This is a genomic window from Paraburkholderia sp. Cpub6 (genome assembly GCF_014201065.1).
Lineage (GTDB): Bacteria > Pseudomonadota > Gammaproteobacteria > Burkholderiales > Burkholderiaceae > Paraburkholderia > Paraburkholderia tuberum.
The window spans coordinates 1-13,710 of record NZ_JACHDM010000023.1 but is presented as its reverse complement, the minus strand read 5'-3'; the positions used below and the strand labels follow the sequence as shown (position 1 = coordinate 13,710).

Sequence of the window (13,710 nt, the reverse complement as noted above, 5' to 3'; positions counted from 1 at the left end):
GGAGACCCGAGAAATGACGAACCTGGTAATTGCAGAACACGACAATGCGTCGATCAAGGCCGCGACGCTGAACACGATCGCAGCGGCACAGAAGATCGGCGGTGATATTCACGTGCTGGTCGCGGGACATAACGCGCAGGGCGCGGCCGATGCGGCCGCGAAGATCGCGGGTGTCAGCAAGGTGCTGCTCGCCGATGCGCCGCAACTGGCCGAAGGCCTCGCGGAAAACGTCGAAGCAACGGTCCTGACGCTTGTGCAAGATGCGGCGAAGCACTACACGCACATCCTCGCGCCGGCTACCGCCTACGGCAAGAATGTCGCGCCGCGTATCGCCGCGAAGCTCGACGTCGCGCAGATCAGCGACATCACGGCAGTGGATAGCGCCGACACGTTCGAGCGTCCTATCTACGCGGGCAACGCAATCGCGATCGTGCAATCGGCTGATCCGATCAAGGTCATCACCGTGCGCTCGACCGGTTTTGATGCCGTCGCGGCCGAAGGCGGCAGCGCAGCGGTCGAGAAGATCGAAGCGGCAGCCGACGCAGGCCTCGCGCAGTTCGTGAGCCGCGAAGTGACGAAGCTCGATCGTCCGGAACTGACGAGCGCGAAGATCATCGTGTCGGGTGGCCGTGGTCTGGGCAATGGCGAGAACTACATGAAGGTGCTGGAACCGCTGGCCGACAAGCTCGGCGCGGCGCTCGGCGCATCGCGTGCGGCCGTCGACGCGGGGTTCGTGCCGAACGACTATCAGGTCGGCCAGACGGGCAAGATCGTCGCGCCGCAACTGTATGTCGCGGTCGGCATCTCGGGTGCGATCCAGCACCTTGCCGGCATGAAGGACTCGAAGGTCATCATCGCGATCAACAAGGACGAAGAAGCGCCGATCTTCAGCGTGGCCGATTACGGCCTCGTTGGCGATCTGTTCACCCTCGTGCCGGAACTCGAGCAGGCGCTCGGCTAACCGCATCCAGCGGTTAGCGTCCGGCACAACGCGCAGTAGGTGCCAGAAGAGAGGGCAAATGCGCGCCCAGCAAGCGGAATAATCATGAATGAGCTTAACGGATACGATTTCGAAGACCTGCGACCGGGCATGAGTGCCCGGTTCGCCAAGACCATCACGGAGGCGGACATTCTGCTCTTCGCGGGCGCGTCGGGAGACATCAACGCGGTTCACATCAACGAGCAGTTTGCGCAAACCACACCCTTCAAGGGGCGCATCGCTCACGGCATGTTGACCGCCAGCATCATCTCCGCGGCGATCGCGGGGCGGCTGCCCGGCCCGGGCACGATCTACCTCGGCCAGAACCTGCGCTTCAAGGCGCCGGTTCGACCCGGCGACACCGTGCAGGCCGAAGTGACCGTCAAGGAACTGATTCACGACAAGCGCCGCGTGGTGCTGTCCACCGTTTGCACGGTCGGCGGCAAGGTGGTGATCGAAGGCGACGCCGTGGTCATGCCGACAACCTGCCGCGACCGCGTCGTCGCGGACGCGGCTTGCGCCGTCAGCGAAGCATGATAGCGAGCCCCGCCATGAGAATGCCATTCAGCATGCCACACGAGTTTTCCACGGGCTGGGTCAATGCCGGCTTCGATTTCTGGCGTTTTTCGCCGGTCAAGGATGAATACGCTACGACGGTGCCCGACACCGACGGCTCGGACTTCGATTTCAACGGGCCGTTTGCGCGAGGCTCCGTGACCCACACGAGCGCCCACTACCTGCAACAGCAGGCGCAACTGTGGAGCGACGCCGTCGCCGGATTGGTCGGCGGGCGCACGGAGTTGAAGGCGGTCGCCGAGCCCGAGCAGGGAGACCGGCGCTTTCACGCCGACGACTGGTCCAGCAACGGCTGGTACAGCCTTCTTAAACAGAGCTATCTGATCAATGCCCGGACACTCGCGGAGTTCGTCGAGGCGAGCGCGCTCGACGAAAAGGGCAAGCACAAGCTGCGCTTTTTCATGCGCCAGTTCATCGACTTCGCCAGCCCCGCGAATTTCGTCGCGACGAATCCCGAAGTCATCCGGGCGGCGGTGGAATCGGGCGGATCGAGCCTGCTCGCGGGCGTCACGCATCTGCTCGACGATCTGGGCAGCGGCTCGATTTCGATCACCGATCAAAGCGCGTTCGAAGTGGGCCGCAGCGTTGCCACGTCCAGTGGCGCGGTGGTCTATGAGAACGATCTGTTTCAGCTGATCCAGTACGAGCCGCTGACACCCAAGGTCGCCGCGCGGCCGCTCGTGATCGTTCCTCCGTGCATCAACAAGTTCTACATCCTGGATCTGCAGCCGGAGAATTCCTTCGTGCGCTTCGCCTGCGAGCAGGGCCTGACGGTATTCGTCGTGTCGTGGCGCAACCCGCAGCAGGACATGGCGCAGACCACGTGGGACGCCTACCTCGAGGACGGCGTGATGCAGGCGATCAGCGTCGCGCGTGCGATTAGCCGGGCCGACCAGGTCAATGCATTGGGCTGGTGCGTGGGCGGCACGATGCTGTCGTCGGCGCTGGCGGTCATGCGTGCGAACGGCGACGACTCCGTGGCCAGCCTGACGCTGCTGACGGCGTTGCTCGACTTCACCGACCCGGGCGATCTCGGCGTGTTCATCGACGAGCAGGGCGTGGCGATGCGCGAGCATGCGATCGGTGGCGGTGGGCTCTATCCCGGACGCGAACTCGGCTTCGTATTCCAGTCGCTGCGTGCCAACGATCTGATCTGGCCGTATGTCGTGAACAATTACCTGAAAGGCAAAACCCCAGCCGCGTTCGATCTGCTGTACTGGAACGCGGACACGACCAATCTGCCCGGTCCGATGTACAGCTTCTATCTGCGCAACATGTACCTCGAAAACAGTCTGCGCGTGCCGAACAAACTGAAGTTCTGCGACACGCCGGTGGATCTCGGCAACATCGATATTCCGAGCTATCTGATGGCGGCCGAGGAAGATCACATCGTGCCGTGGCGGTCCGCCTATCAGTCGACGCAACTACTGGGCGGTCAAACCGAGTTCGTGCTGGGGGCAAGCGGCCATATCGCGGGTGTGATCAATCCGGCCTCGAAGAACAAGCGCAGCTACCGAACCAACGATACCTGCGACGAGAACGCCGATGAGTGGCTCGCAACGTCGGTTCAGCAGCGCGGCAGCTGGTGGAATCACTGGATCGACTGGGTCAAGCAGCATTCCGGCGAGCAGGTCGAGGCGCGCACGAAGCTCGGCAACAGGAAGTACAAGGCAATCGAGAGCGCACCGGGCCGCTATGTGAAGCTTCGCGCCGAGTGACCGGATGGCGATAGCGGGTGCGGCAACGACGGGGGGTGATGCTCAGTGCATCACCCTCCGTTTTTTTTGTCTTCACTGCCACCGGCCGTCACTTCGCATGGCTCGCGCGCCAGTCGCGCGGCGTCATGTGGAAGCGCGACACGAACCAGTTCGTGAACGATCCCTGTTGCGCGTAGCCGAGAAGCGCCGAGACCCGTCCGATCGGATAGGTGGGATTGCTCATGTAACGCACGGCGAGTTCGCCGCGGACTTCCTCGACCTGATCCGAAAAACTGGTGCCGGCCGAATTCAACTGCCGTTGCATGGTGCGCACGCTCAGATGCAAATAACGTGCAACCAGCTCGGCGTTCGCCTGCTCGAGCGGCAGCAGCAGGTAGATCGCCTTGCGCACTTCCAGCGCGGCCGATTCCGCGGCGCTCGCGTTCAGCGGAGAGGCGAGGCTCTCCGCGTAGCGCACGAGTTCGGGGTCGGCCAGCGGATTCGGGTAGTCGAGATCGGCGCTCGCGCAGACGAACCCGTTGAAGTCGCTGCCGAACACCAGCGGACAGCCGAAGAAGCGTCGATGAAACGTCAGGTCTGCGGGCGCCGGATGCGTGAAGTGGACCTCGCGCGGTTTCCAGAACTTGCCGAGCAGGGCACCGGAGTGCCGCGCGAGGACACCGAGCGCCAGTTCGATCGCCTGCCTTGTCGGGGTACCCCGTTCGACGACGAGTTCCTCCCGAATGGTGACCGTATTGTCCGCGTCCTCGACGTACACCGCCAGCGCTTCGTTGAGCAGATGGCGGTATTCGGCCGCGGCCAGCAACACTTCGCGCAGCGTGCGTTTGTGCGCGAGCAGGACATTGATCACGCCGCTGCCGAAGGTCTGCCGCGTTTCCGCCATTTGCAGCGCGAGGGTGGGGCACGACGCCTTTTCGGCAGTCATTTCCAGCAGCCGGCAACAGGCGGTGGCCGATACGCGATCGTCCGGATTCGCGAGCGCGCCGGCGTCGATGCCGGCCTGTTTCGCAAGCTCGACCGGATTGAGTCCAAGCCGTCGCGTCACTTCGAAGTAACCGCTCATGGCTACCGACGTCACCATCGTTTCCATCGTAGTTTCTCCGGACGATTCACACGCTGGGTATTTTTTCTAGTCATTAAACACTTGCTTCGCGCAATTATTGGTGTTAACGCGCAGTGGCACGAATCGCTAAAAGGATGGCGTCCAATCACAAAAGTGTAGCGCGCGATTGCCGTATTGTGGGCACATGTCGTTCGATGTGTTCCAGCAAATTTTCATGCGACCTCGCGATAGCGGAACACCGTCACTTCAAAACTGGATGGAGGCAAACAAATGCAATTTCTCGACGATTCGTTGCACCCTGAGAATCAGGACAAGGTAGTCATCACCACCGCCCCTTACGGCCCGGAATGGATGCCGGAGGACTTCCCGGAAGACATTGCCGTGACGATGGACGAGCAGATCCAGAAAGCCGTCGATTGCTACAACGCCGGCGCCACGGTACTGCACCTGCACGTGCGCGAACTGGACGGCAAGGGCTCGAAGCGCCTGTCGAAGTTCAACGAACTGATCGCGGGTGTGCGCGCGGCAGTGCCCGACATGATCATTCAGGTCGGTGGCTCGATCTCGTTTGCGCCGGAAGATGACGGGCAGGCCGCGAAGTGGCTGTCCGACGACACGCGTCATATGCTGGCCGATCTCGATCCGAAGCCCGATCAGGTGACGGTCGCGATCAACACCACGCAGATGAACATCATGGAGCTGCTCTATCCGGAGTATCTGGAAGGCACCTCGCTCGCCAACCCCGCGTTCGTGGCCGCCTATAGTGAAATGACGGTGCCGGCCGGTCCCGCATGGGTCGAGGAGCACCTGCGCCGCCTGCAGGCTTCGGGCATCCAGCCGCACTTCCAGCTCACGGGCATCCACGCGCTCGAAACGCTCGAGCGCCTCGTGCGCAAGGGCGTCTACAAGGGCCCGCTGAACCTGACGTGGATCGGTATCGGTGGCGGCTTCGACGGCCCCAATCCATTCAACTTCTTCAATTTCGTGCATCGCGCGCCGGATGGCTGCACGCTCACCGCCGAGTCGCTGCTGAAGAACGTGCTGCCGTTCAACATGATGGCGATGTCGATGGGCCTGCATCCGCGCTGCGGCATCGAGGACACGATCATCGATCAGCACGGCAAGCGCTTCACGTCGGTGCAGCAGATCGAGCAGTGCGTGCGCGTCGCGCGCGAACTGGGACGCGAAATTGCCACTGGCAAAGAAGCGCGCGAGATCTATCGTATTGGTGTGCAGTACGAGACGGTCGAAGAGACGCTGGTCGCCAACGGCATGGCGCCGAACCGCCAGGCCGGTGTCAGGAACCTGCCGCTTCGCGCGGCGTGATCACCTGGAGCCCGGGCCGGCGCATTGGCCGAGGCCGGGCTTCATGGCTAACGCTTCCGGTGCATAGCGGGGAGCAGATAGCTGAATCCATAACAGTCGTCGGCCCATGCGGGCAAGGCGGCCGCCAGGGAGTCAGCGTGGAAGGAGACAAAATATGCTCGTTCAGAATGCAGTGCCCACGACGGGCGAAGTTTCGGCAGCTCAGACGGACGTGCGCGCTTATGCGTGGGTGGTGTTTGCGTTGACGGTCGGATTGCTGCTTTCCGACTATATGTCGCGGCAAGTGTTGAATGCCGTGTTTCCGCCGCTCAAGGCGGCATGGCATCTGTCCGACGCGCAGCTGGGTTCGCTCAGCAGCGTGGTCGCGCTGATGGTCGGTGTGCTCACGTTCCCGCTGTCGGTTCTGGCCGACCGCTGGGGCCGCGTGAAGAGCATCGTGCTAATGGCGGCGATGTGGAGTCTCGCGACGGTGGGCTGCGCGATCTCGGCGAACTATGGGCAGTTGCTGCTGGCGCGTGCCTTTGTCGGAATCGGCGAAGCGGCCTATGGCAGTGTCGGTATCGCAGTTGTTCTGAGCATCTTTCCGGTCCGGCTGCGCTCCACGCTGACCGGCACCTTCATGGCGGGCGGCGCGTTCGGCTCGGTGCTGGGCATGGCGCTCGGCGGCGCGGTGGCGGCTCACCTCGGCTGGCGTTCGGCATTCGGCGCCATGGCGGCGATGGGGGTCGTGCTGGTCGTGATCTACCGCCTCGTCGTCACCGAAAAGCGTCTTGCGCCGCTGCAGCCGGCGAGCGTGACGAGGCAGGCGCAATCGCGCGGCATGCGCATGAGCCTGCGCGCGCTGATGAAGGGGTTGTTTTCGACGAAGTCCGTGGTGTGCGCCTATGTGGGCAGCGGACTCCATCTGCTGGTTCCCGCCGCTGTGTGGGCATGGATGCCGAGCTTCCTGAATCGCTACTACGGCATGGCCACCGGCAAGGCTGCGATGTGCGCGGCGGTGTTCGTGCTGGTGACCGGGTTGGGCATGGTGGTGTGCGGAAACCTCGCCGACCGGCTCAGCAAGAACATGCGGGAACGCAAGTGGAGCGCCGCGATCGCCTTCTGCCTCGCCTGTTTCGTTCTGCTCGCGATTGGCTTGCGGATGCCCGCGGGGCCGTGGCAGCTGGTCGTGATCGGCGCCGGCATGTTCTTCTGCGCCGGTGCGAGCGGCCCGTCGGGTGCGATGGTGGCGAACCTCACGCCGCCGACGATTCATGCCTCGGCGTTTGCGACCCTGACGCTCGCGAACAACCTGCTGGGACTCGCGCCGGCGGCTGTTCTCACGGGAATCATCGCCGATCGGATCGGACTGCTGGGCGCGTTGCAACTGGTGCCGTTCGCACCGCTCGTCGCGGCCGCCGCATTCATGATCGGCAAACGGAACTACTCGGGCGATCTGGATCGACTGAACACGCTGCGCGAGCAGGCCGCACGCTGATATCGCATGGTGCTGCGCGGACGGCGCGGCGCACGGAACCTGTAACTGCGCCGCTGGCGCAACGAATTCTGCAAAGTGCAGATCAAGTAAAGAATTGGAGAGTCAACATGGCAAAGGCAGTTCGCTTTCATGAAACCGGTGGTCCCGACGTGCTGCGCTACGAGGACGTCGAAGTGGGCAACCCCGGTCCCGGTCAGGTTCGCCTGCGCCATCAGGCAGTGGGCCTCAATTTCGCCGACACCTACTTTCGCAGCGGCCTGTATCCGGTCCCGCTGCCCGCGGGGATGGGCGTGGAGGCCGCGGGCGTGGTCGAGGCCGTTGGCCCGGACGTCACGAACGTCGCGGTGGGCGATCGTGTGACCTACACGGGCTTCATCAACACGCTCGGCGCGTACAGCACCGAACGCCTGATTCCGGCCGCGCCGCTGATCCGGTTGCCCAATGCGATCGACTGCGAAACGGCTGCCGGCATGACCATGCGCGGGTTGACCTGCGCGTATCTGATGCGCCGCATTCACGACTTCAAGGCGGGCGACACGATCCTTCTGCATGCCGCCGCCGGCGGTGTCGGCCTGATCGTTTCGCAATGGGCGAAGCTGCTGGGTCTGACCGTGATCGGCACGGTTTCGAACGAGGCCAAGGGCGAGGTGGCCCGCGCGCACGGCTGCGACCACGTCATCAACTACAGCCACGAAGACGTCGCCAGGCGCGTCCGCGAACTGACCGATGGCGTCGGCGTGAACGTCGTGTTCGACAGCGTCGGCAAAGACACCTTCGAGGCTTCGCTCGATTCGCTGAAGCGCCGTGGCCTGCTGGTTTGCGTCGGCACGGCCTCCGGCCCGATCCCGCCGTTCAATCCGCAACTGCTGGCTATGAAAGGCTCGCTCTATCTGACCCGCCCGGCGCTGGCTGACTACATCGCCGACCCGGCCGAGAAGGACGAGCTTGCCGGCGAAATCTTCGGGCTCATCGCCTCGGGACGCATCAAGATCGAGTTGAATCAGCGCTATGCGCTCGAAGATGCGGCGCAAGCCCATCGTGATCTGGAGTCGCGCAAGACGACGGGTTCGTCGATCTTCGTCATCTAAGGAGCTAGCCATGCGAGTCGAACAACTGACGTGCTCGATCGGCGCCGAACTGGTAGGGGTGAATCTCGCCCACGCCATCTACGACGATGGCCTGTTTGCCCAGATCCGCTCGGCGCTGCTGAAGCACCGGGTGCTGTTCCTGCGCGACCAGGACATCACGCGTGCCGAACACGTGGCGTTCGCGCGCCGCTTCGGCGAACTGGAAGACCATCCGGTCGCGGGCAGCGATCCGGAAAATCCGGGCCTCGTGCGGATCTACAAGACCCCGGATCAGCCGAACGACCGCTACGAAAACGCGTGGCATGCCGACGCCACCTGGCGCGAAGCGCCGCAGTTCGGTGCCGTGCTGCGCTGCGTCGAGTGTCCGCCCGTCGGCGGCGACACGATGTGGGCGAACATGGTCCTCGCCTACGAGAATCTGCCGGCGTACGTGAAGGCTCAGGTCGCGGACCTGCGCGCGCGCCACAGCATCGAGGCGAGCTTCGGTGCCGCGATGCCGATCGAAAAGCGTCTCGCGCTGAAGGCGCAATTTCCGGACGCGGAGCATCCGGTCGTGCGCACGCATCCGGAAACGGAGGAGAAGGTGCTGTTCGTGAGCGCTTTCACGAGCCATTTCACGAACTTTCACACGCCGGAGCGCGTGCGCTTCGGGCAGGACGCGAATCCGGGCGCGGGCGATCTGCTGCGCTATCTGATCAGCCAGGCGTACATCCCCGAGTACCAGGTGCGCTGGCGCTGGCAGAAGAACAGCATCGCGATCTGGGACAACCGCAGCACGCAGCACTATGCGGTGATGGACTACCCGCCGTGCCACCGCAAGATGGAGCGCGCCGGCATCGTCGGCGACAAGCCGTACTGAACCAGCAGGTAGCTTCCCATGAATTACGAATTGAAACCGACCATTCTGATGGTTCCGGGTCTGCGCGACCACGTCGCGGAGCATTGGCAAACCCTGCTGCAGCAACGGCTGCCGAAAGTGCTGTCGGTGCCGCCGCTCGAGCACGACAAGCTCAGTTGCGCGGCACGCGTCGCGGCGCTCGATGCCACGCTCGCGCGGATCGACGGCCCGGTCATTCTGGTCGCGCATAGCGCTGGCGTGATGATCACCGTGCATTGGGCGGCGCAGCACAAGCGCGAGATTCACGCTGCGCTGCTCGCGGCGCCCGCGGACCTCGAGACGCCGATGCCGGCGGGCTATCCGGAGCTGGGTACGCTCGAGCAGAACGGCTGGCTGCCGATTCCGCGCAAGCCGCTGCCGTTTCCGAGCATCGTCGGCGCGAGCCGCAACGATCCGCTCGGGCGGTTCGAGCGGGTGCAGGAGATGGCGCAGGACTGGGGCAGCCGCCTCGTCGATCTCGGCGAAGTGGGGCACCTCAACCCTGCTTCGGGCTTTGGCGAATGGCCGATGGCGGAGACGTTGATTCGCCGCCTGGTACTGATGTGACGCGGCCCGCGTCGGATCAGAAGGAGTCTGGGATGTCGCGTCGGATCGTGGTGGGTGTTGCCGGCGAGCTCGCGCCGGGCCAGCGCAAGCTGGCCTTCATCGATGGCCGCAGCATCGTGCTGTTCAACGTCGAAGGCACGCTTCACGCCATCGACAACACATGTCCGCACAACGGGGCCGCGCTGTCGAGCGGCCAGCTGGAAGGCTGCATGTTGCGCTGTCCGGCGCACGGTCTGCGCTTCGACGTGCGCACGGGCTGCATGGCGGGAACAGGCGGATTGAGCGTGACGACCTTCCCGGTCGAAATAGTGGATTCAAAGGTGGTGGTGAGTCTCGACGCGGCGACCGCGGCGCCCTCGCAAGCGCGAGCCGGCAGCGCGGCAACGTAAGGCCTCGTAGGCCATGCGCGAGACGCCACAACCAATCAGGAGACGGAAAGATGCAAGGCTTGATGATGCAGCAGTCGCTGCTGGTTTCCGCGCTGCTCACGCACGCGGAGCGCCATCACGGCGAACAGGAAATCGTGTCGCGACGCGTGGAAGGAGACATCCATCGTTATTCGTATCGGCACCTCGCGCAGCGCGCGCGCCGTATGGCCAACGCGCTGTCGACGCTCGGCGTCGGCCAGGGCGAGCGCGTCGCGACGCTCGCGTGGAACGGCTATCGCCACATGGAACTCTATTTCGCGGTGTCGGGCTCCGGGTCCGTGCTGCATACGCTGAACCCACGACTGCACGTCGACCAGCTCGCGTACATCATCGAGCATGCGGAAGATCGTGTCGTGTTCTTCGACCTGACCTTTCTGCCGTTGATCGAGAGCGTCGCGCCCCGGGTGAAGAGCCCGAAAGTATTCGTGGCGATGACCGATCGCGCGCACATGCCGCAAGCGAACGACCTGACCGGCATGCTGATGTGCTACGAGGATCTGCTCGAGCTGCACGACGACGTTTTCGAATGGCCGCTGCTCGATGAAAACAGCGCGTCGTCGCTGTGCTACACGTCGGGCACCACCGGCAATCCGAAGGGCGTGCTGTATAGCCATCGTTCGACCGTGCTGCACACCTACGCGGCGGCGCTGCCCGATTCGCTGAACTGTTCCGCGCGCGACGTGATCCTGCCGGTCGTGCCGATGTTCCATGTGAACGCGTGGGGACTGCCCTATATCGCCTGCATGGTCGGCGCGAAGCTGGTGTTTCCGGGGCCGGCGCTCGACGGCAAGTCGCTCTATGAACTGATCGAAACGGAACACGTCACGCTGTCGGCCGGCGTGCCGACCGTGTGGCAGGGACTGCTCACGCATGTCGATGCGATGGGCGGGACCTTCTCGTCGATGCGACGCACGGTGATCGGCGGCGCGCCGTGTCCGACCGCGATGACCGAGGCGTTCCAGAAGCGCCACCGGGTGGAGGTACTGCACGCGTGGGGCATGACCGAATTGAGCCCGATCGGCACGGTCTGCAGCTTCAAGGCGCATCAGCAGTCGCTGCCGATGGAGGATCAGTACAAGGTTCAGGCGAAACAGGGACGCGCGCTGTTCGGCATCGACATGCGGATCGTCGACTCCAACGGTAATGAATTGCCATGGGGCGGCGAGAGCGCTGGCGATCTGCAGGTGCGCGGTCACTGGGTCACGCAGCAGTACTTCGGCGCCGACGTCGAGTCGCCATTGTGCGACGGCTGGTTTCCGACCGGCGACATCGCGACGATCGACCGGCACGGCTTCATGCAGATCACCGATCGCAGCAAGGACGTGATCAAGTCGGGCGGCGAATGGATCAGTTCGGCGGCGATCGAAAACGTTGCTTATCTGCATCCGGAAGTCTCGACGGCAGTGTGTATCGCCGCACGGCATCCGAAGTGGGACGAACGGCCGCTGCTGCTGGTCGTAAAAAAGCCGGGCAGCGAGCTGACCAGCGACGAACTGCTGTCCTTCTTCAACGGCCGGGTCGCGCGCTGGTGGACTCCCGATGCAGTGGTGTTCGTCGACACGGTGCCTATCGGCGCAACAGGCAAGGTCCTGAAGAACCAGTTACGCGATCAGTTCGGCAACTACTACCTGCCCTGACGCACGGCTTTCGCAGCAACGCAGTTCGATTCACGCAACAACGCGACCGGGTACGCCCGGCGCACACAAAACCACCAACCACTTGAAGCGACCGCAGCATCGGCTTTTGCGCCACCGCCGGTACGCGAAGGAGACACAATGAAGTTGAAGTCAAGCAGCGCTGTCGTGTTGGCCATTTTCGCCACCGCGGCTCATGCGCAGTCGTCAGTGACGCTTTATGGCGTAGTCGATACGGGGCTGCTGTATCAGAGCACATCGGCCGCTACCTTTCTGCCGCACGCGCCGAACACGGGCAAAATTTATCAGCTGAAGGACGGCGGTATCTATTCGAGCTTCTGGGGCATGAAGGGAAGCGAAGACATCGGCGGCGGCTACAAGATCAACTTCAAGCTGCAGGGTGCGTTCAACACCACGAACGGCAAGTTCGGTCTGTCCGACACGCCGGGCGTCACGGCGATCTTCAACCAGTTCGCGACGGTCGGCGCATCAGGGCCGTTCGGTACCTTCGACGCCGGCCGGCAGATCATTCCGATGATCTACGCGATGGCGGAAACCGACGTCCGCGGCGCGCAGTATTTCGGCAGTATTCTGACCGCGTGGCTGGGCATCAATCAGGCGGCCGGCTGGCCAGGCACGAGCACGAACGCGCCGATCGGCGCGCTGTACGACAGCAACGCGCTCGTCTACAACTCGCCGAAATTCCATGGCGCGTCGCTCGCGCTCGAGTACGCGCCGGGCGGCGTCGCCGGTCATTTCCAGGGCGGAACGCGCGAGTCGGCCGTGCTCAAGTATTCGAACTACGGTCTGAATCTGTCCGCGTTGTATTACAACGGCCACGATACCAACCCGTACCCGATCACCTACCCGGCGGCGCCCGCTATCCCCGCGACCGGGCTTGCGAACAACCGTTTCTACTATTTCGGTGCGATGTACACGATCGCCGGATTTTCGGTGTCGGCCTCGTACGGCGCCGGCAAGAACCCGGCCCATACCAACACCGCGGACTTCGAAATGATCTCGGGGGGCCTCGGCTACCAGTTCAATCCCCGTTTCAAGATCACGTCCGGGTACTACTACCTGAAAGACAAGAACAACTCGGCGAACCATTCGGGCGAGTTCGCCGTGGGCGCGGAATACAACCTGTCCCAGCGCACCAAGGCTTACGCGCAGGTGGGTTATGTCAACAACAGGGGGACCATGAATCAGACCATCGTCTATGGCGCCCCGGTTGCACCTGGCGTGTCCACCACGGCGGCCATGGTCGGCATCCGCCATAACTTCTGATTACGTCGCCTATAACAACTGGAGTATTCGATGAAAAGCATTCAGGCACGCGCGTTGGCGATTGCCATATTGATTCTGGCCGCGTCGAGCAGCGCATGGTCGCAGTCGGGCCAGACGGCTAGTGCAGCTTCGGGCGCACCCGCGATGTCAGCTAGCTCAGCCGCCCCCGTCAGCTCGAGGCAAGCCAATCGCGCGCTGCGTCGGCAGGTGTATGCCGCGATCGGCAAGCACAAGGAGATCAGCGCCGGCAATATAAGCGTCATCGCAAAAGGCGGCGCGGTGACGCTGAGCGGCACGGTCACCGACGTTTCCCAGATCAATCAGGTCGCGGAGATCGCGAAGGGTGTTCCGGGGGTGACTTCGGTGACCAACAAGCTCACGGTGGAAAAGCCGTTCGGCGGGATGTAAAAAGAGCTCACGCATCGGGGGATTAAGCGCGAGGAGCCCAATATAACAATCCACTAGCTGTCGAACAGCGCCGTGTAACGGCGCTGCATCTCTTCAGGCGTGAGCGCTTCGATCTGCGCGCCGAGCATCCATTCGTGGCCGAATGGATCGCGCACGGTCGCCGAGCGCTCGCCATAAAAATGATCGGTTAGACAGTATGACTCCCGTGAGGCAAAGGCTGGCCCGCCGTGAGGAATCAAACGCGGGTTAGCATTGCTGCCAGAGCCGCACGGTGTGGACAGG

General features: G+C 63.3%; 14 protein-coding genes. 12 read left to right on the top strand and 2 right to left on the bottom strand.

The genetic code is table 11. The features are described from left to right. Positions 1–13 precede the first annotated feature (13 nt). The 3 genes from HDG33_RS28440 to phaC all read left to right on the top strand — a co-directional run bounded on the left by HDG33_RS28440 (position 14) and on the right by phaC (position 3,273). The gene (locus tag HDG33_RS28440; RefSeq protein ID WP_184037053.1) at positions 14–961 is read left to right on the top strand and encodes an electron transfer flavoprotein subunit alpha/FixB family protein; all 948 of its coding nucleotides are present in this window, start codon (positions 14–16) and stop codon (positions 959–961) included. Between the two features lie 84 nt (positions 962–1,045). Continuing rightward, positions 1,046–1,516: a MaoC family dehydratase gene (locus tag HDG33_RS28435; protein ID WP_184037051.1), complete on the top strand. Its 471-nt coding sequence runs from the start codon at positions 1,046–1,048 to the stop codon at positions 1,514–1,516. A gap of 14 nt (positions 1,517–1,530) precedes the next feature. After that, positions 1,531–3,273 (top strand): class I poly(R)-hydroxyalkanoic acid synthase, encoded by a 1,743-nt coding sequence (gene phaC / locus HDG33_RS28430; protein WP_184037046.1) that lies wholly within the window; start codon positions 1,531–1,533, stop codon positions 3,271–3,273. A gap of 88 nt (positions 3,274–3,361) precedes the next feature. On the opposite strand, the gene HDG33_RS28425 is transcribed toward phaC, so the two are convergent. Further along, positions 3,362–4,363, bottom strand: coding sequence for an AraC family transcriptional regulator (locus HDG33_RS28425; protein WP_184037041.1), 1,002 nt, complete (start codon positions 4,361–4,363; stop codon positions 3,362–3,364). A gap of 243 nt (positions 4,364–4,606) precedes the next feature. Here HDG33_RS28425 and HDG33_RS28420 point away from each other — a divergent pair, with 243 nt between their 5' ends. The 9 genes from HDG33_RS28420 (at position 4,607) to HDG33_RS28380 (ending at position 13,428) form a co-directional block, all read left to right on the top strand. Continuing rightward, the gene (locus HDG33_RS28420) at positions 4,607–5,662 is read left to right on the top strand and encodes a 3-keto-5-aminohexanoate cleavage protein (RefSeq protein WP_184037035.1); all 1,056 of its coding nucleotides are present in this window, start codon (positions 4,607–4,609) and stop codon (positions 5,660–5,662) included. Positions 5,663–5,816: 154 nt separating this feature from the next. After that, on the top strand, positions 5,817–7,139 hold the full coding sequence (locus HDG33_RS28415; RefSeq protein ID WP_184037030.1) for an MFS transporter: 1,323 nt from the start codon (positions 5,817–5,819) through the stop codon (positions 7,137–7,139). 107 nt (positions 7,140–7,246) lie between these two features. Continuing rightward, positions 7,247–8,227: a quinone oxidoreductase gene (locus HDG33_RS28410; protein ID WP_184037026.1), complete on the top strand. Its 981-nt coding sequence runs from the start codon at positions 7,247–7,249 to the stop codon at positions 8,225–8,227. 10 nt (positions 8,228–8,237) lie between these two features. Continuing rightward, entirely contained in the window at positions 8,238–9,086 is an 849-nt protein-coding gene (locus HDG33_RS28405) for a TauD/TfdA family dioxygenase (protein ID WP_184037022.1), read from the top strand. An 18-nt stretch (positions 9,087–9,104) separates the two neighbouring features. Next, a complete protein-coding gene (locus HDG33_RS28400) occupies positions 9,105–9,671 on the top strand; it encodes an alpha/beta hydrolase (protein ID WP_184037006.1) in 567 nt (188 codons plus the stop codon). Between the two features lie 32 nt (positions 9,672–9,703). Next, complete coding sequence (locus HDG33_RS28395; RefSeq protein ID WP_184036993.1) at positions 9,704–10,060, top strand: Rieske 2Fe-2S domain-containing protein; 357 nt, start codon at positions 9,704–9,706, stop codon at positions 10,058–10,060. Between the two features lie 50 nt (positions 10,061–10,110). Next, positions 10,111–11,736: a 3-(methylthio)propionyl-CoA ligase gene (locus HDG33_RS28390; protein WP_090809462.1), complete on the top strand. Its 1,626-nt coding sequence runs from the start codon at positions 10,111–10,113 to the stop codon at positions 11,734–11,736. A 138-nt stretch (positions 11,737–11,874) separates the two neighbouring features. Then, a complete protein-coding gene (locus HDG33_RS28385; RefSeq protein WP_184036977.1) occupies positions 11,875–13,020 on the top strand; it encodes a porin in 1,146 nt (381 codons plus the stop codon). Between the two features lie 30 nt (positions 13,021–13,050). Beyond that, positions 13,051–13,428 (top strand): BON domain-containing protein, encoded by a 378-nt coding sequence (locus tag HDG33_RS28380; RefSeq protein ID WP_184036974.1) that lies wholly within the window; start codon positions 13,051–13,053, stop codon positions 13,426–13,428. Positions 13,429–13,481: 53 nt separating this feature from the next. Here HDG33_RS28380 and HDG33_RS37615 read toward each other — a convergent pair. Beyond that, a partial coding sequence (locus HDG33_RS37615; RefSeq protein WP_409259082.1) for a VOC family protein occupies positions 13,482–13,710 on the bottom strand: 229 nt, incomplete at its 5' end.